Source organism: Azospirillum sp. TSH20 (assembly GCF_003115935.1).
Taxonomy (GTDB): domain Bacteria; phylum Pseudomonadota; class Alphaproteobacteria; order Azospirillales; family Azospirillaceae; genus Azospirillum.
Genome location: NZ_LGQU01000019.1, coordinates 26,260 through 42,875, shown reverse-complemented (window position 1 = coordinate 42,875; position 16,616 = coordinate 26,260). Strand labels below are relative to the sequence as shown.

The following is a 16,616-nucleotide window of genomic DNA, read 5'->3' as shown; positions in this document are numbered from 1 at the left end:
TTCTCGCCGCCGAGGGGGGTGATGTCCGTGCCGGTCCCGCCGGTGGGCGCCCGTGCCGGTTCGTTGGCGGCGTTGCCGAGCAGGCCAGCCTCGCGGTAAAAGCGCTCCGCCCCCGGATGCAGGGGAACCGAGACGTTGGCGACCGCACGGGCGGGATCGAAGTTGCGGCCCTGCGGGTGGCCTTCGGCCAGGACGCGGCGGGTGTTCTCGTGCCACAGCGCGCGCACGATGCCATAGATCAGGTCGGGATCGCGGTCGGCGCGGGTCAGCAACTCCGCCCCCAGGCTGAGCGTCGGGGTGGGGGCGCTGCCGGGGTAGGCGTTGGCGGGGATCTCGTGCTCGATGTAGAAGCGCTGGGTCCGCAGCAGCCGGTCGGCGGGCTCGCCGTCCAGCGGCACCAGCCGGATCGGCACACGCGCCGCCACGTCGGCGACCGCCGCCACCGGATAGCCGCCGACCATGAAGAAGCCATCCAGTTCGCCCTTCGCCAGCCGGTCGGCCGCCATGCCGGGCTTCAGGTAGAGCGGCGTGATCGTGCTTTCCGACAAACCGTAGGCGTCCAGGATCAGCCGCGCCTCCACCAGCGTGCCGGAGCCCTCCTCGCCCAGCGAGATGCTGCGGCCCTTCAGGTCGGCCATGCGGTCGATGAAGCCGTCGGAGCGGACGACGACCTGGATCGCCTCCGCATAGAGCATGCCGAGCGAGCGCAGTTCGGCGAACGGGCGCTTGCCGGTGAAGCTGCCGGTGCCGCTGTAGGCCCAATAGGCGACGTCGGCCTGGGCGAATCCGGCCTCCACCGTGCCGGCGCGCAGCATCTCGACATTGTCGACCGAGCCGTTGCTGGCCTGCGCCACCACGATCAGGCCGGGAATGCCGCAGCTTCCCCCCTTGTCGCAGGGGCGGGAGCCCGGCGGGTTGGAGATGGCGTTGGCGATCAGCCCGCCGATCGGAAAATAGGTGCCGGCGGTGGTGCCGGTGCCGATGCGGAAATAGCGCAGATCCTGCGCGGCGGCAGGGTCACTCAGCAGCAGGCCGGCGGACGGCAGCAGCGGCGCCAGCGCCACCCCGCCCAGCAGGCGGCCCAGCAGACGGCGGCGGGTCAGGGTGGACGTCTGGGGGGCGGACATGTCGGGGCCGTCCCGAAGTCCCGGTGAGGGGAGCCCCGGCGGGGTAAGGCAGGCTTTGGCGACTGCGCGGGGCACCGGGGCGTTCCGTTCGTCTGGCCCGTTGGTCCCGGAAGGGAGGGGCGGGGCGGGAAGGAGGGGCGTGTCTTCAAAGATTTCCGCGCAACCCCGTCATTTCAAGGCGCAACCGGTCAAATCACGCCGACGAGGTCAAGAACGCCGGCGACTGCTACCGCACCGCCACACAGCCGCACCGCGCGCTCCGACTCGGCCTGCGTCACCGCGACCGACAGGCCTAGCCCGCCGCAGGCGACCAGCATCAGCCCGGCGGCGAAACCGGCCCAATAGAGCGGCGGTCCCTGGTGGGCATGGCCGTGGAACACGGCAGCGACCGCGGCGATCAGCACCGCCAGCACGGCGGGCGCCCGCACCCCCAGCGCCACCAGCGACCCGACCACCAGCAGCGAGGCGGCCAGTCCCGGCCCGGCATAGGGCAGCCGAACCCCCATCTGGGCGGCGAAGCCGGCCGCCAGCGCGGCGGTCACGGCGGCGGCCGGCACCTGCCACACCGCGGTGCCGCCGGTTTGCCCCGCCCACATGCCGATGCCGAGGATGCCCAGCAGATGCTGCAGCACCCACACCGGCGTGGTCAGCCCGGTGCCGAAGGCCCCCGTCAGCGTCGTCATGCGCCCGCATCCCCCATCCTGTATCGGTCCGGCAGCCGGTATGGCGGCTGAGGCGGGGCGGGGTCAAGCGGTCAGGCTCCAGGTCGGGGAGGGGAGAAGGCTACCGCGCCAGCGGGTCGCCCCACTGCCGCAGGTCGTTTTCGCGCTTCATCAGATCGCGCTGGCCCAGCGGGTCGAGCCGTCCCATGGCGTCGTCGGTGCGCATGCGGTCGACCTCCGGCCGGATCAGGTCGCGCTTGAAGGCGTCGGTGGCGCTCTGGGACGAGGGCGGCGGCGGCACCGGGATCGGACGCGGCGGCTGGGGCAGGACGGCCGGGTCGGGCGGGGGCGACGAACTGCCGCGGCGGCGCTTGGGTGGCGGCCGGTCGGTGTCTCCCGAGTCGCGGCGTGCCTGCGGCTCTTCGGCCTGCCGGGCCTGGGGAGCGGGCTTCGAGTCGGCGCGCGACTGCTCCGCCTGGATCTGGCTCCAGGTCCGCCGCTCCCCGCCGCCGGGAATCACCGTCTGCTCGTGGATCGGCGGAAAGGCCTGGGCACGGCCGGGCATGTCGTCGCGCAGGTCCGGCGGCGCGCAGGCGCCGGCCGCAAGCAGGAGAACGAGCGGAGCCAGACGATTGGCGAGGGACGGGAGAAGTGGGGTCATCGATTGAATGTCGGCATTGCTGATCGTTTCGGCAAGATGACCCCAAAGGAGGGACTCGCCTTGCAGCCAAGCCAGCGCTAGAGTGTTCTTTGTTTGTTCTGGATTGTTGGTTCTCGTATGACGCACTTGTCCTCACACCCCGGCGTTTCCCCCTCTCCCCCCCGGGGAGAGGGTCGGGGTGAGGGGGATGCATCTCAGGATTTCCCCAAAAGTCCCGCCACGCCACCCCCTCACCCTAACCCTCTCCCCGGGGGGGAGAGGGGAACGTGGAATGGTGGAGAGAGAAGCCGCCGCCGCATCCTCGCCCTGTGGCTGCCACGCCTATCTACCGACGCGCGGGAACGGCTCATGCCGCCGGAATTGCGCGCCCGTCCCCTTGCCCTGCTGCGGACGGAGCGTCAGCGGCGGATGGTGGTGGCGGTCAACCGGGCGGCGGCGGTGCTGGGCATCGCTCCCGGTCACACGCTCAGCGATGCCCGCGCGCTGGAACCGGCGCTGGAGGTGGCGGAGGCGACGCCGGAGGCTGATGCGGCTCTGCTCGGTCGCATCGCCGACTGGGCGCGTCGCTACAGCCCCTGGACCGCGGCGGACGAGCCGGACGGGGTGGTGATCGACATCACCGGCTGTGCCCACCTTTTCGGCGGCGAAGCGGCGCTGGCCGCGGATTTGACCGGGCGGCTGCGCACCGCCGGCTTCGCCGCCCGCGCCGCCATCGCCGACACCCCCGCCGCCGCTTGGGGGCTGGTGCGGTTCGGCAGCCCGGAAGAGCGGAAGCGCGAGGCGCTGGACGGTCTCCCGCTCGCCGCCCTGCGGCTGCCGGCGGAAACGGTGGAGGGGCTGCATGCGCTGGGCCTGCGCCGGATCGGCGACCTGCATGCCATGCCGCGGGCGGGGCTGGCCGCAAGGTTCGGGGGCAGGTTGCTGCAACGCTACGATCAGGCCTTCGGCCGGCTGGACGAGCCGATCTCGCCGCGACGGCCGGTGCCGGACCACCGCGAGCGCCTGACCTTCGCCGAACCGATTTCCACGCCCGAGTCGATCGCCGGGGCGCTGCGCCATCTGCTGGGCCGGCTGTGCAAGGGGCTGGAGGCGGCGGGGCAGGGGGCGCGCCGGCTGCGGCTGGACGCCCACCGCACCGACCAGCGGGTGGATGACGAGCCGCAGAGCCTGTCGCTCGGCACCAGCCGCCCGACCCGCGACCCGGCGGCGCTGGCCCGGCTGTTCACCCCGCTGCTGGAGCGGATCGAGCCGGGGCCGGGGCTGGAGACGCTGGTGCTGTCGGCGACGGAGACCGGGCCGCTGTCCGCCGTGCAGACCGGCATGGATGGGGAGGAGGTTGACGGTGGATTGGCAGAACTGGTGGACCGGCTGACTCTGCGGCTGGGGGAGCGGGCGGTGCTGCGGCTGGTGCCGCGGGAAAGCTGGCTGCCGGAACGCTGCGTGGCGCCGCATCCGCCGCTGGAGAGTTTGCCGCCGCCGAAGCCCTGGCCGGCGGGACAGCCGCGCCCGTTGCGCCTGCTGACCCCGCCCGAACCGGTGGAGGCCACCGCCCCGCTGCCCGACGATCCGCCGCTGCAATTCGTCTGGCGCGGCGTACGCCACCGCGTCAGCCGGGCCGAGGGGCCGGAGCGGATCGAATGCGAATGGTGGCGTGGGGAAGGATCGCTGGGGCTGGCCGTGCGCGATTACTACCGCGTGGAGGATGGCGACGGCCGCCGTTTCTGGCTGTTCAGGGCCGGGCTGTACCGGCCGGGGGAGACCCCGCGCTGGTTTCTGCACGGGTTTTTGGGGTGAGGGTGGTGGGGAATGGAGAAGTTAGACCCCCACCCTAACCTCCCCCGCTCTCAGCGGACCTTCGGTCCGCCTGCCGCGTCAGCACAAAGCGTAGCTTTGTGCGAGAGCTGGGCGGGGGAGGGGATAAGTGCTTAAGCGGGAAAGCAGCGGCAGTCCCTCCCCCGCCCAGCGGGGGAGGCTAGGTGGGGGCAACACGGACCAGGAACTTATCCCAGCCCCTTCTGCCCCATTTCCAGGAACTTCTCGCGGCGCTTGGCGCGCAGGGTGGCGCCGTCCAGGCCGTCCAGTTCGCCCAGCGACTCCTCGATGCAGTCGCCCAGCTTCTTGATCGTCTCGGCCGGGTCGCGGTGGGCGCCGCCGATCGGCTCGCTCACCACATGGTCGATGACGCCCAGTTCCTTCAGGTCCTGGCTGATCAGGCGCAGCGCGATGGCCGCCTCGCCCGCCATGTCGGAACTGCGCCACAGGATCGACGCGCAGCCTTCCGGCGAGATCACCGAGTAGATGGCGTGTTCCAGCATCAGCACGCGGTCGGCGGTGGCGATCGCGATGGCGCCGCCCGAGCCGCCCTCGCCGATCACCGAGGCGACCATCGGCACGTTCAGCCGCAGGCAGCGCTCGATGCTCTTGGCGATGGCCTCGGCCTGGCCGCGCTCCTCCGCCTGGACGCCGGGGAAGGCGCCGGCGGTGTCGACCAGCGAGACGACCGGCAGCTTGAAGCGGTCGGCCAGATCCATCAGGCGCTGGGCCTTGCGGTAGCCTTCCGGCTTCGCCATGCCGAAATTGTGGCGGACGCGCGATTCGGTGTCGTTGCCCTTTTCCTGGCCGATCACCACCACGGACCGGCCGCGGAAGCGACCCAGCCCGCCGATGACCGCGCGGTCCTCGGCGAAATGGCGGTCGCCGGCCAGCGGCGTGAAGTCCTCGATCAGGCCGTTCACATAGTCCAGGCAGTGCGGCCGATTGGGGTGGCGGGCCACCTGAACCTTCTGCGCGGGCGTGAGCTTGGCGTAGGTCTGCCGCAGGAGCTTGTCGACCTTGGCCTGCAGCTTGGCGACCTCGTCGGCGATGTTGATGTCGCCGGCGTTGGTCAGGTGCCGCAACTCCTCGATCTTGCCTTCAAGCTCGGCGATCGGCTTTTCGAATTCCAGGAAGGTCTGCATGCCGGACACGGGTGGTTGGCGAGGCGCACAAAAAAGCGCGCGCTTGGTAGCACGCCCGGCGCGCCTGCGCCACAGCGGAAAGATGCGGGACAGCCTGGGAAGGGTTCCGCGACGAACCCACAGGGTTTATCCTTAACCGCCGGGAAATTCCAAGCCTAATCGTTGCCCGGATCGTGCAAGGCGGATCGCTGCATGCCCTCATTCCCCCAATCCTTCCCCCAATCCTTCAAGGACCATTTTTCCGACCATGCCGGCGATTATCGCGCCTTTCGACCCACATATCCGCCCGGTCTGGCCGCCGCCCTGGCCGATGCGGCGCCGGCCCGCGAGCTGGCCTGGGATGTCGGTTGCGGCAACGGGCAGTTCTCCGTTTCGCTGGCCGACCACTTCGCGGCGGTCCACGCCACCGACGCCAGCGTGGAACAGATCGGGCAGGCGGAAGCGCATCCGCGGGTTCGCTATGCCGTCGCCCCGGCGGAGGACAGTGGATTGCCCGACGGCTGCTGCGACCTGATCGTCGCGGCGCAGGCGGCGCACTGGTTCGACTTGCCACGCTTCTATGCCGAGGTGCGGCGGGTGGCGAAGCCGGGGGCGGCGGTGGCGCTGGTCTGTTATGGCCGGCAATGGCTCGACCATCCCATGCTGGATCCGGTGGTGGAGCGGTTCCACAACGGCACGCTGGGACGGTATTGGCCGGCCGACCGCTGGAAGGTGATCGGGGGCTATCGCGGCATGGAGTTCCCGTTTCCGGAACTGCCGGTGCCGCCGCTGGCGATGGAGGCGGTTTGGACGCTGCCGCGGCTGCTCGGCTACATGAACACCTGGTCGGGGGTGAAGGCGGCGACCAAGGCGCTGGGGCGCAACCCGCTGGAGGACTTCGCGGAGCAGATCGCGCCGCTGTGGGGCGATGCGGAGACGGAGCGGCGGATCCGCTGGCCGCTGACGGTTCGGCTGGGAAGGGTGGAGTAGGCGTCGGCTTCGAATGCCCCCACCCTGACCCTCCCCCGCTGGGCGGGGGAGGGGACTGCCGCCGCTCTGCAAATCCTCCCTCCCCTGCCCAGCGGGGGAGGGAGGGGACCCATGCGCAGCATGGGGAGGGTGGGGGCAAACGGGCGAGGACCCTTACGCCCCCTCCGCCACCACGCGCTCGTAGGCCGGCAGGGTCAGGAAGTCGGTGAAGTCCTCGCGCGCGACCAGATCGCGGAACAGCGACGCGGCGTCGGCGTAGCGGCCCTTGGCGTAGGTGTCGGCGCCGACGCGGGCCTTCCAGGCCGACAGCTCCTCGGCAATCACGCGGTCGACGAGGTCCAGCGTCACGGCCTGCCCGTCGTCCAGCGCCGTGCCGGTGTGGAGCCACTGCCAGACCTGGGTGCGGCTGATCTCCGCCGTCGCGGCATCCTCCATCAGGTTGAACAGCGGGACGCAGCCCTGGCCGCGCAGCCACGCCTCGATATAGCCGATGCCGACCGCCACGTTGTTGCGCAAGCCCCCCTCCGTCTTCGGCCCGGCGGGGACCGCCAGCAGGTCGGCGGCGGTGACGGTCACGTCGGTGCGCTTGCGGGCGATCTGGTTCGGCGTCGGCATGTAGGCGTCGAACACCTCGCGCGCCACCGGCACCAGGGCGGGATGGGCGACCCAGGTGCCGTCATGGCCGTTGGACGCCTCGCGCTCCTTGTCGGCGCGCACGCGGGAGAAGGCGGCCTCGTTGGCTTCCGGGTTGTCCTTCACCGGGATGAAGGCGGCCATGCCACCGATGGCCGGCGCGCCGCGGCGGTGGCAGGTCTTGACCGCCAGCTGGCTGTAGGCCGATAGGAAGGGGGTGGCCATCGTCACCTCCGCCCGGTCGGGCATGACGGCGGCGGGGTCCTTCCGGAACTTCTTGATGAAGCTGAAGATATAGTCCCAGCGCCCGCAGTTCAGCCCGGCGGAATGCTCGCGCAGCTCATAGAGGATCTCGTCCATCTCGAAGGCGGCAAGGATGGTTTCGATCAGCACCGTCGCCTTGATCGAGCCCTGCGGCAGGTGGAGATACTCCTCCGCCACCAGGAAGACCTCGCGCCACAGCCGCGCCTCGAAATGGCTTTCCAGCTTGGGCAGGTAGAAGTAGGGACCGCTGCCGCGCGCCAGCAGCTCCTTGGCGTTGTGGAAGACATGCAGGCCGAAGTCGAACAGCGCACCGGAGATCGGCTCGCCATCCATCAGCACATGACGCTCCTCCAGATGCCAGCCGCGCGGCCGGACCTTCAGCACCGCCGGCTGGTCGTTGAGGCGGTATTTCTTTCCGCTGGCCGGGTCCTCGTACGAAATGGTCCGGCGCACGGCGTCGCGGATGTTGATCTGCCCCTCGACCAGATTGGTCCAGGTTGGGCAGGTCGCATCCTCGTAATCGGCCATGAACACCTTGGCGCCGCTGTTCAGCGCGTTGATGACCATCTTGCGGTCGACCGGGCCGGTGATCTCCACCCGGCGGTCGAGCAGGTCGACCGGCAGCGGGCTGATGGTCCACTCGGCCTCGCGGATCGCACGGGTTTCCGGCAGGAAATCGGGCTTGTGGCCCTGGTCGAGCAGCGCCTGCCGCTTGGTCCGCACGTCCAGCAGCCGCAGCCGTTCGCTGCCGAAGCGCCCCTCCAGCTCCGCCAGGAAGGCCATCGCCTCCGGCGTCAGGATTTCCTCGAAACCGGGCTTGATCGGACCGCGAATCTCGAGACCGGACATGCTGGTGGCCATCGTGCTGCTCCCCTTCCCGAATCGTAATGAACCGCTCTGCGACGGTTGAGGACCCGGTATAGCACGGGACACCCGCAATCCGGGGACGGCCTAAGGTCGCAGAGGGGCGGGCGGGATCAGCCCGTGCTTCTTCAGCATGCCGCGCAGCTGGTGGTAGCCCAACCCCAGCGCCTCGGCGGTCTGGCGCTGGTTGAAGCGGTTGCGCTCCAGCGCCTCGCGCAGTCTGGCGGCCTCGAAGGCGCGGACCTGATCGAGAATGCCGCCGTCGAAGGTGGGGGCGGGAGCCTGCGCCGGGACAGGTGCCGCCTCCTGCCGCGCCGCCGGCGCCGTGGCCCAAGCGGCTATGGGGCGCCAGGGCGATTCGAAAGGGTCGAGGATGATGTGGTCGAGCGGCTCGTCGGGATCGGCGGCGGCGACGGAGCGCTCCACCGCGTTGCGCAGCTCGCGCACGTTGCCGGGCCAGTCATGGCCGCGCAGCCGGTCGAGTGCGGCGGCGGTGAAGCCGGGGAACAGCGGGCGCTGCAGCTCGCGCACCATGCCCAGCGCGAAATGCTCGGCCAGCGGCGGGATGTCGTCGGGACGGGCGCGCAGCGGCGGCAGGGTCACCACGTCGAAGGCCAGCCGGTCCAGCAGGTCGGCGCGGAAGCGGCCGGCGGCGGCCAGCGCCGGCAGGTCGGCGTTGGTGGCGCCGACCACCCGGACATCGACGGTGGCGGTGCGGCCGCCGACCCGCTCGATCTCGCCATACTCGACGGCGCGTAGCAGCTTCTCCTGAACGGCGGGGGAGGCGGTGGCGATCTCGTCCAGGAATAGGGTGCCGCCGTCGGCCTGCTCGATCCGGCCGATCTGCCGGCGGGTGGCGCCGGTGAAGGCTCCGGCCTCATGGCCGAACAGCTCCGAATCGAGCAGCGACTCCGGCAGGGCCGCGCAGTTCACCTTGACGAAGGGGCGGTCCCACCGCTGTGACAGGTAGTGCAGGCGGGCGGCGATCAGCTCCTTGCCGGTGCCGCGCTCGCCGATCACCAGCACCGGCCGCTCCAGCGGCGCCACCCTTGACACATGCGCCAGCGCCGCCAGGAAGGCCGGCGATTCGCCGAGCAGGGAGGGGGGAGTGATGGTCATTGTGATTTTCACCACTGTTTCGCCGGATTGGCGATTGTATCGTCCTATAAACGAAGCGGCAATCCGGGGCATGCAGGGACGTAAGCTTGGCAAGTCCAGGCTTTCCAACGCTTTGGCGCCGATCCGCCGGAATTGGCACGACGGTTGCGATACCGGTGGCATGGCAAGGAGGTCATCCATGAGCGACTTCAGCGATTTCCGCCGCCGCTATGGCGGTGACCGCTTCAACACCACGCAGGGCCGCCCGCTGGCGCGCCGCGTGCGCAACTATCTCGCCACCCGGCCGGCGGAAAGCTGGCTGTTCTTCTTCGCCGGCATCGTCGCCGGCGCCATCCTCGGCTGATTCACGGGACACCGACCATGAGCATCTTTTCGCGCCTGACCGACATCGTGCAGTCGAACCTGAACTCCCTGCTCGACCGCGCCGAGGAGCCGGAGAAGCTGATCCGCCTGATCATCCAGGAGATGGAGGACACGCTGGTCGAGGTGCGCTCCTCCACCGTCAAGATCATCGCGGAGAAGAAGGAGATCGAACGCCGCGTCGCCGACCTCCACCGCGAGCGCGACGAGTGGGACCGCAAGGCCGAGGTGGCGCTGACCCGCGACCGCGAGGATCTGGCCAAGGGTGCGCTGATGGCGAAGTCCAAGGTCGCCGAGCAGGCCGACGCGCTGGCCGAACAGCTGGTGCAGGTCGAGGCCGCGCTGTCCAAGGCCAACGAGGACATCAGCCGCCTGCAGGCCAAGCTGACCGACGCCAAGACCCGCGAGAAGGCGCTGGTCGCCCGCACCCAGACGGCCAGCAACCGGGTCAAGGTCCGCACCGTCCTGCACGACGAGCGCATCAACGACGCCCTGTCGCGCTTCGAGCAGGTCGAGCGTAACCTTGACGAGATGGAGGGCCGGGTCGAGGCCTATGACGTCGGCCGCAGCAAGAGCCTGACCGAGGAGATCGCCGAGCTTGAGGCGACCCACAAGGTCGAGGAGGATCTGGCCGCGCTGAAGGCCCGCATCGCCGCCCGCCGCAACGGCTGACGGCGGATCGGACCCGGCTGCCGGGGTGGGGCGGTGACGCCCCGCCCGCTCTTCTCACGACAATAAGAAGGCCCGACGACCATGGGGTTCCTGGGTTTCGTCCTCGCGGTGCTGTTCATGGTGGTGGTGGCGCCGGTCTGGATCGTCTTCCACTACATCACCAAATGGCGCTCCCAGCGCGGGCTCACCGCGCAGGACGAACGGCTTCTGGCCGAATTGTGGGAGATCTCCAACCGGCTGGAGGCCCGCGTCCACTCGCTGGAGCGCGTGCTCGACACCGAGGCGCCGAACTGGCGCGACAAGGTGTGATGGCCGTCATTCAATATCAGGGAGGAGTCATGGACCGCGCGTCCCCCTACGACTCGCCGAATCCGCACCGGCTCTATCGCGATCCGCAACGCGGGGTGCTGGGCGGGGTGTGCACGGGTGTTGCCGATTATTTCGGCGTGCAGCCGGCCGTCGTCCGGCTGGCGATGCTGTTCGCCCTGTTCTTCTTTTCGGTGCCGCTGGTGATCGCCTATGTCATCGCGCTGTTGGTGCTGCCGGTGCGTCCGGCGCAGCTGTATCGCGATGCCGAGGAAGAGGCCTTCTGGCGGACGGTGTCGACCAAGCCCGACCGGACGCTCGCCGGCCTGACCCAGCGCTTCCGCGACATGGAGAAGCGGATCGTCGGAATGGAGGCCTATGTCGCCTCGAAGGAATTCGAACTGAACCGCGCAATCCGCGATCTGGATCGCTGATCCCCGACCGTAAAGGCCGGGGGCCGGTGTCGTCAGCGCCGCTGGCGGCGCCGGTCGCGGACGCGGATCGGGATCGGTTTCGGTGTGGGCATCGTGGCGATCAGACCGGCCAACGCCGCAGCCGTCGCCACCGCACCACCGAGCAGAACGAGATCCATCATAGGCCCTCCACCATCGAGATCCCCGTGTTCACCCACATGGTGAAGCACTTGGTTAGAACATGGTAGCGAAAAGAGAGACTGACAACATCTCTCCCATCGGGGCAGCCCCCCAGTAGACGCCGTCGAACATGGCGTCATGGGACACCCTCCGCGTCGCCCGGGCCTTGATCCAAATCACGAGCCGGGCCGTTATTGGTCGAAGGAACAGGGTGCGGTTTTTTCCAGATGGGAAGGGGCCGGCCCTTTGTCGAATCCCCGGCCTTTGACGGAGCACCGCCCCGATGTCCGATACCAGTCTTCGCCAAAGCGCTCCCCGAAGGCGCAAATCCCTGGTGCTCCGTGCCCTGATGCTGAACGGGGCGTCGGCGGTGGTGACGGTGCTGCTGTTCGTCCTGCTGCTGTCGCTGGTGGCGCCGCCGATGGGCGTCAATGCGCCGGGCGCGCGGATGGCGCTGTGGGCGCGGCTGATGGTCTGGCCGGCGCTGGTGCTGTTCGGCATGGTCGTCGGCGTGATGGCGATGCGCGGCCGCACCCAGGCCTTCAACCCCATCGAGGATCCCGAATCGCGTGGTCAACGCGTCGCCCAGCGGGTGCTCGCCAACAGCGTGGAGCAGACCGCCATCTTCGTCCCGGCGATGGCCGCCCTGGTCGCCACCCTGCCGCAGCCCTCGCTGGGGGCGGCGGTGGCGGCGACCGGGCTGTTCGTGCTGGGCCGGCTGCTGTTCTGGGCGGGCTATCTGGTGCATCCCTTCGCCCGTGCACCGGGCATGGCGATGACGCTGACCGTCAATCTGATCGTGCTGGGCTGGGCCGTTCTGCTGCAATTGGGCGGGATGCAGCCCGGCTGACGGGCTTTTCGGCAGGTGGGGCACTGGCGGGGGCCGCCGTCTTCGCCAGATGCATCCAGCGGCGGTAGGCCTCGGCGCTCACCGGCGCGCGGTGCTTCAGGCCGATGCGCAGGATCTGCGGCAGGGCCAGCAGCACCTTCAGGTCGGTCATCCGCGGGCCGTGGCGCAGGTTCTTCCAACTGTTGCCGGCCCAGGATCGCGCCAGCCGCCACGCCATCAGCGAGGACGGGCAGCGCGCCACCTCGCGGATCAGGTCGTTGCGGTGGTTGTAGAAGCGCTCCATCCCCGGCTTGCGGCCCTTCTCGCTCTTGTCGTGGTAGACCATGACGTCGGGCAAGGCGACGACGCGATAGCCGGCGCCGACCAGCCGCAGGCAGCGGTCCTTCTCCTCCCCCTGGCGGTAGAGTTCGGGCATGTAGAGGCCGACCTGTTCGACGGCGCTGCGCCGCAGCAGATGGCCGCAGCCGACATACCAGGGCACATCGAAGGGGGCGGCACCCTTGGGGAAATAGACCAGCCCGTCGCGCGTCTCGATGTTGCAGGCGACGGCGGCGACCTCCGGGTTCTCTTCCAGATAGGCGACACAGCGGGCCAGCCCGTCCGGATCCTCGAACCAGCTGTCGTCGTCCACCGACAGGATGCAGTCGCCGGTGGTGTTCACGAAGCCGAAATTGCGGGCCAGGATCAGACCGCCGTTGTGCGGCTGGCGGACATAGCGGACGGTCGGGAACTCCGCCCGCATCATCGCGCCGGTGCCATCGCTGGAGCCGTCGTCGATGACGATGATCTCCATCGGCGGGGTGGTCTGGTTCATCAGCCGGGTCAGCGCGATGCGCAGTTCCGGCCCGCGGTTGTAGGTGGCGATGACGGCGCTGACGGTCAGCGTCATGACGGCTCCCTTCTGGCGAGATTGGGCCGGACAAGATTGGGTGGCGCCACCACCGGGCGCAGCGGGTCGTCGTCCAGGATTCCCCAGGCGCGGAGCGCGCGGGTGAGCCCGATCCACAGCAGGATCGGCAGCAGCGAGAAGAAGCCGAACTTCACGATGGTGATGTTGCCGTCGCGGAACCACTGCAGGCACAGCGGCAGGAAGGCGCAATAGAACAGCACGGCGTAGCGGTTGCGGAATCCGCTGGTCCAGAACCAGCGGTGCATGCGGCCCAGGATCAGGCCGACCACCACCATGGTGACGATCATGCCGATCCAGCCGGCGCTCATCCAGCCGTCGCCGGGCAGCGAGGTGGTCAGGTTGTAGAAGACGCCGTAGTCGTTCAGGTCCACCCACTTCACCGGCGCGCCGACCGGCTTGCCCGGCCACAGCAGGCGGGGGATCGGTTCGGTGAACAGTTGCAGATACTGGGTGAACCAGGTGTAGGTCGCCGACTGCTTCGGCACCACCCATAGGATGTAGGCGAGGAAATCGAAGTTCGCCAAATCCTGGCCGGCCAGAGCGTCGAGCGCCCGGCCGCTGCCGCTGCCGCCGTTGAAGCGCAGCAGGACGGAGAACGGGGCGTCGCCGGCCATCACGTCGCGGAAGGCGTCGCGGTTGTTGCCCAGCACGGTGAACAGGCCCATCACCGGGATCGCGGCCAGCACATGCCACAGCCGGAACCAGCGCGTGCGGGTGCGGTACAGCATCAGCAGCACCAGCCCCAGGATGCCCATGATGATCGCCCAGCGTCCCCAGCCGAGATAGGCGCGGTAGGCGACGAAGCCGGCGAAGGGGATGAAGGACAGCGGGTGGAAGCGGCAGACCCAGATCAGCCCCAGCGTCAACGGCAGACCCATCGAATGGGCCTCCGCGATGTAGCCGGTGGTGTTGGTGTAGATCGGCTGGCCGGTCAGCGGATCGCGCTCCATCTGCACGTCGCCGGTGCCGTCGAAGCTGGCGCCGCCCTGACGCTGGATCGCCGAATAGATGGCGAGCGGACCCAGCAGCAGGGCGGTGGTCAGGAAGGCCACGATGTCGACGCGGTCGAAGGAGAAGGCCGGTGCCGGCTCGCCGTTCGGGGTCCAGTCCGGCTTGATCAGACCGGCCCACATGCAGGCGGCGGCGAAGGCGATCAGCCCCACCGAACTGACGACCAGGGTCATGACGAACTGCTGCTCGTTCGGCCAGAAGCCCATGAACAGCCAGACATCGTCGAAATTCTGGGTGTGGACCAGGATCGGCCGCATGACGAAGACCAGGGCGTGGAAGATCAGGTACAGCGTCAGCGGATGGAACATCGATGCGCTGCCGGAGCTGAGGAACACCACGGTTACCAGCACCAGCACCAGGACCTGCGCGATCAGCGCCATTTCGATCATCGGCAAACAGTCCCCGGTAATTAGGCTCCGCCTGATGACGGGCGCGACCCGCGGGCAAGCGGGTACGACCGGCCGGTCAGGCTAGGATGAAAAGCCAGCCTATACGCCCCGTCCCGGTCGGGCAGGTGTGCAGAGGGCGTGGCCCCTTCGCACCCGCACACCCCCTTCGCGCTTTTGCCGGTTGCTGTGGGGTTGGGTCAGTCTCCCCCCTTCGGCGGCCTCGCCGCTGTCTTGGAGGAGGTTCTCCCATGTTCCGTTCCCAACCTCGCCTTCGGAGTGGAGCGGCCCAAATCCTGCCTCGGATTTTGCTGACATCTGCGTTTCTGCTGACCGCTGCCGGATGGGGGCCGGCGGTGGCAGCCCAGACCACATCCACCGAGACGACCTTCTATGTGTCGCCGACCGGCAACGACCGCTGGTCGGGACGCCTGTCCCAGCCGTCGGCGGACGGGCGCGACGGCCCCTTCGCCACCCCGGCCCGTGCGCTGGCCGCCGCCAAGGGAAGCGGCCCGGCCACCGTGCGGCTGCATGGCGGGACCTATCGGCTGACGGCGCCGCTGGTGGTGGATGCCTCGCTGCCGGGGCTGCGGCTGACCGCGGTGGAGGGGGAGCAGCCGGTGCTGTCGGGGGGCGAGGTGGTGGGCGGCGCCCAACTGGCGAACGGCCTGCTGTCGGCACCGCTGGCGCGCGATCCGGGCCTGGATGTCTCGATCGGCGGCACCGGTGAAAGGTTGCGCCTGGACGCCGCGCGCAGCGGCGACGTCACGCCCGGCGACCCGCGCAGCGGCTGGTTCCCGGTCAAGGCGGTGCAGTCCGATCCCAAAAGTCCGGGGAGCAAGCGGCAGATGCGGCTGCCCCCCGGCGTGCTGAAGGCCGGCTGGGCCGGGCCGGGGGTGCGGGCGCAGGCGCTCGACCGCGAACGGCTGTCCGATGACCTGCTGGGCGTGGCGTCCGCCGATCCGAACGGTCTGCTGACCCTTGGCGGCGATGGGCAGTATCCTTACCGCGACGGCTCGACCGTACGGCTGCTCGGCCATCCCGATTTCCTGACGCGGCCGGGCGAATTCGCCTGGGACGCCAAGGCAAAGCGTCTGCTGGTCAAGCCGCCGACCGGGCTGAACAGCGCCGGGGCGGAGCTGGTGGTGGCGCGGCAGCCGGTGCTGCTGCGGCTGGACAATGCGCGCAACGTGGCGGTGGAGGGGCTGACCTTCACCGATGTGCCGTGGGACGGCAACGCCGTGCTGGTGAAGGGCGGCAGCGGCGCGCGGATCGCCGGCAACCGCTTCGTGCTGGTCGGCACCGCGGTGATGCTCGATGGCGCCAGCCGCAGCGAGGTATCGGGCAACCGGATGGAGCATCTTGGCCGCTCCGGCGTGGTGCTGGCGCCGGGCAGCAGTGACAACCGCATCCTCGCCAACCGCATCAGCGACATCGGCGAGGTCCGCTTCTTCAGCGGCGGCGTGATGGGAGCCGGCATCCGCAACACGCTGATCGCCCACAACGACATCCGCCGGTCGGCCCGTTACGGCATCTCGATCAAGAACTGGAACCCGCAGACGGTGAACAGCGACAACACCATCGAGTTCAACCGCATCCGCGACACCTCGCGCCAGACCGCCGACGCCGGCGCCATCGAAATGCTGGGCCGCAGCGGCAACGACACCCGCAGCATCATCCGCTTCAACGACATCCGCGACACCGGCGGCCTCGCCACCGATGCGCAGGGGCGCTGGCTGGCTCGCTACAAGGGGTTCGGCATCTATCTGGACGACATGACCAGCGGCGTGACGGTGCAGGGCAACCTGCTGGAGAACACCGGCATGGCGGCGATCTTCCTGCATGGCGGCGACAACAACCGGGTGTCGGACAACATCACGGTGATGAACGACGGCAAGGACCGCTTCCTGCGGCTGGAATGGGTGCCCAGCGCCGGCCCGGCCGGCCGGATGCACGGCAATGTCGCCGACGGCAACGTGGTGGCCGGCCCGTCGGCGAAGGAGCAGGTCGTCAACAGCCTGTCCGGCGGCGAGTACCGGGTCGAGAACACGCAGCTGGAAAACGCGGCGCCCACGGCGGAGGCCGCCGGTGTGGCCAGCGCCGCCAGGGCCGCGAATGCACCGGCCGGGGGGCGCCTGCTCGACCGCCTGCTGGCGAAGAAGGAACTGCCTCTCGACCGCGTCGGACCGGAGGGGATGCGGTAATAAAAAACCCTCTCCCGCCCCGGGAGAGGGGAGGGACCCAAGCGAAGCTTGGGAGGGGTGAGGGGTGG

Annotated in this window: 17 protein-coding genes; 8 read left to right on the top strand and 9 right to left on the bottom strand. The window is 69.4% G+C overall.

Annotated features, from left to right (window positions below):
* The 3 genes from TSH20_RS05180 to TSH20_RS05170 all read right to left on the bottom strand — a co-directional run.
* Positions 1–1,127 (bottom strand): TAXI family TRAP transporter solute-binding subunit (locus TSH20_RS05180; protein WP_247874435.1); only part of this gene is annotated, 1,127 nt, incomplete at its 3' end.
* A gap of 188 nt (positions 1,128–1,315) precedes the next feature.
* Positions 1,316–1,810: a HupE/UreJ family protein gene (locus TSH20_RS05175; protein WP_109073735.1), complete on the bottom strand. Its 495-nt coding sequence runs from the start codon at positions 1,808–1,810 to the stop codon at positions 1,316–1,318.
* 100 nt (positions 1,811–1,910) lie between these two features.
* On the bottom strand, positions 1,911–2,450 hold the full coding sequence (locus TSH20_RS05170; RefSeq protein ID WP_109073734.1) for a hypothetical protein: 540 nt from the start codon (positions 2,448–2,450) through the stop codon (positions 1,911–1,913).
* A 348-nt stretch (positions 2,451–2,798) separates the two neighbouring features.
* Here TSH20_RS05170 and TSH20_RS05165 point away from each other — a divergent pair, with 348 nt between their 5' ends.
* Positions 2,799–4,244 carry a DNA polymerase Y family protein gene (locus tag TSH20_RS05165; RefSeq protein ID WP_247871077.1) on the top strand — a complete coding sequence of 482 codons (1,446 nt, stop codon included), beginning with the start codon at positions 2,799–2,801 and terminating at the stop codon, positions 4,242–4,244.
* A gap of 206 nt (positions 4,245–4,450) precedes the next feature.
* Here TSH20_RS05165 and TSH20_RS05160 read toward each other — a convergent pair whose 3' ends face one another.
* Positions 4,451–5,407 (bottom strand): acetyl-CoA carboxylase carboxyltransferase subunit alpha, encoded by a 957-nt coding sequence (locus tag TSH20_RS05160; RefSeq protein ID WP_085087729.1) that lies wholly within the window; start codon positions 5,405–5,407, stop codon positions 4,451–4,453.
* 192 nt (positions 5,408–5,599) lie between these two features.
* On the opposite strand from TSH20_RS05160, the gene TSH20_RS05155 reads away from it, so the two are divergent.
* Complete coding sequence (locus TSH20_RS05155) at positions 5,600–6,376, top strand: class I SAM-dependent methyltransferase (RefSeq protein WP_109073733.1); 777 nt, start codon at positions 5,600–5,602, stop codon at positions 6,374–6,376.
* 153 nt (positions 6,377–6,529) lie between these two features.
* On the opposite strand, the gene aceB is transcribed toward TSH20_RS05155, so the two are convergent.
* Positions 6,530–8,134, bottom strand: a complete 1,605-nt coding sequence (gene aceB, locus TSH20_RS05150; protein WP_109073732.1) for a malate synthase A — start codon at positions 8,132–8,134, stop codon at positions 6,530–6,532.
* 90 nt (positions 8,135–8,224) lie between these two features.
* Complete coding sequence (gene pspF, locus TSH20_RS05145; RefSeq protein WP_109073731.1) at positions 8,225–9,256, bottom strand: phage shock protein operon transcriptional activator; 1,032 nt, start codon at positions 9,254–9,256, stop codon at positions 8,225–8,227.
* Between the two features lie 178 nt (positions 9,257–9,434).
* On the opposite strand from pspF, the gene TSH20_RS35245 reads away from it, so the two are divergent.
* The 4 genes from TSH20_RS35245 (at position 9,435) to pspC (ending at position 11,028) form a co-directional block, all read left to right on the top strand.
* Entirely contained in the window at positions 9,435–9,599 is a 165-nt protein-coding gene (locus tag TSH20_RS35245; protein ID WP_169055040.1) for a hypothetical protein, read from the top strand.
* Positions 9,600–9,616: 17 nt separating this feature from the next.
* Entirely contained in the window at positions 9,617–10,288 is a 672-nt protein-coding gene (gene pspA, locus TSH20_RS05140; protein WP_109073730.1) for a phage shock protein PspA, read from the top strand.
* Positions 10,289–10,369: 81 nt separating this feature from the next.
* Complete coding sequence (pspB, locus tag TSH20_RS05135; protein ID WP_109073729.1) at positions 10,370–10,597, top strand: envelope stress response membrane protein PspB; 228 nt, start codon at positions 10,370–10,372, stop codon at positions 10,595–10,597.
* A gap of 29 nt (positions 10,598–10,626) precedes the next feature.
* Positions 10,627–11,028 carry an envelope stress response membrane protein PspC gene (pspC, locus tag TSH20_RS05130; protein ID WP_109073728.1) on the top strand — a complete coding sequence of 134 codons (402 nt, stop codon included), beginning with the start codon at positions 10,627–10,629 and terminating at the stop codon, positions 11,026–11,028.
* A 32-nt stretch (positions 11,029–11,060) separates the two neighbouring features.
* Here pspC and TSH20_RS36100 read toward each other — a convergent pair whose 3' ends face one another.
* A complete protein-coding gene (locus TSH20_RS36100) occupies positions 11,061–11,189 on the bottom strand; it encodes a hypothetical protein (RefSeq protein WP_256379242.1) in 129 nt (42 codons plus the stop codon).
* Positions 11,190–11,521: 332 nt separating this feature from the next.
* On the opposite strand from TSH20_RS36100, the gene TSH20_RS05125 reads away from it, so the two are divergent.
* The gene (locus TSH20_RS05125; protein WP_247871078.1) at positions 11,522–12,037 is read left to right on the top strand and encodes an MAPEG family protein; all 516 of its coding nucleotides are present in this window, start codon (positions 11,522–11,524) and stop codon (positions 12,035–12,037) included.
* Here the strand turns inward: TSH20_RS05125 and TSH20_RS05120 are convergent.
* Positions 11,976–12,926 (bottom strand): glycosyltransferase family A protein, encoded by a 951-nt coding sequence (locus tag TSH20_RS05120; protein ID WP_109073726.1) that lies wholly within the window; start codon positions 12,924–12,926, stop codon positions 11,976–11,978. The two genes, TSH20_RS05125 and TSH20_RS05120, sit on opposite strands and share 62 nt — an antisense overlap.
* The gene (locus TSH20_RS05115; RefSeq protein ID WP_109073725.1) at positions 12,923–14,347 is read right to left on the bottom strand and encodes an O-antigen polymerase; all 1,425 of its coding nucleotides are present in this window, start codon (positions 14,345–14,347) and stop codon (positions 12,923–12,925) included. The genes TSH20_RS05120 and TSH20_RS05115 overlap by 4 nt, the downstream gene beginning before the upstream one ends.
* A gap of 353 nt (positions 14,348–14,700) precedes the next feature.
* Between TSH20_RS05115 and TSH20_RS05110 the strand changes: the two genes are divergently transcribed.
* Entirely contained in the window at positions 14,701–16,548 is a 1,848-nt protein-coding gene (locus TSH20_RS05110) for a right-handed parallel beta-helix repeat-containing protein (protein ID WP_247871079.1), read from the top strand.
* The last annotated feature ends 68 nt before the right edge of the window (positions 16,549–16,616 follow it).

Bases quoted from the DNA above. Each gene is read 5' to 3' on its own strand.
- aceB (WP_109073732.1), bottom strand. From the start codon at position 8,134: ATGGCCACCAGCATGTCCGGTCTCGAGATTCGCGGTCCGATCAAGCCC.
- TSH20_RS05120 (WP_109073726.1), bottom strand. From the start codon at position 12,926: ATGACGCTGACCGTCAGCGCCGTCATCGCCACCTACAACCGCGGGCCG.
- pspF (WP_109073731.1), bottom strand. From the start codon at position 9,256: ATGACCATCACTCCCCCCTCCCTGCTCGGCGAATCGCCGGCCTTCCTG.
- pspC (WP_109073728.1), top strand. From the start codon at position 10,627: ATGGACCGCGCGTCCCCCTACGACTCGCCGAATCCGCACCGGCTCTAT.
- TSH20_RS05115 (WP_109073725.1), bottom strand. From the start codon at position 14,347: ATGATCGAAATGGCGCTGATCGCGCAGGTCCTGGTGCTGGTGCTGGTA.
- pspA (WP_109073730.1), top strand. From the start codon at position 9,617: ATGAGCATCTTTTCGCGCCTGACCGACATCGTGCAGTCGAACCTGAAC.
- TSH20_RS05165 (WP_247871077.1), top strand. From the start codon at position 2,799: ATGCCGCCGGAATTGCGCGCCCGTCCCCTTGCCCTGCTGCGGACGGAG.
- pspB (WP_109073729.1), top strand. From the start codon at position 10,370: ATGGGGTTCCTGGGTTTCGTCCTCGCGGTGCTGTTCATGGTGGTGGTG.
- TSH20_RS36100 (WP_256379242.1), bottom strand. From the start codon at position 11,189: ATGATGGATCTCGTTCTGCTCGGTGGTGCGGTGGCGACGGCTGCGGCG.
- TSH20_RS05160 (WP_085087729.1), bottom strand. From the start codon at position 5,407: ATGCAGACCTTCCTGGAATTCGAAAAGCCGATCGCCGAGCTTGAAGGC.
- TSH20_RS05175 (WP_109073735.1), bottom strand. From the start codon at position 1,810: ATGACGACGCTGACGGGGGCCTTCGGCACCGGGCTGACCACGCCGGTG.
- TSH20_RS05170 (WP_109073734.1), bottom strand. From the start codon at position 2,450: ATGACCCCACTTCTCCCGTCCCTCGCCAATCGTCTGGCTCCGCTCGTT.
- TSH20_RS35245 (WP_169055040.1), top strand. From the start codon at position 9,435: ATGAGCGACTTCAGCGATTTCCGCCGCCGCTATGGCGGTGACCGCTTC.
- TSH20_RS05155 (WP_109073733.1), top strand. From the start codon at position 5,600: ATGCCCTCATTCCCCCAATCCTTCCCCCAATCCTTCAAGGACCATTTT.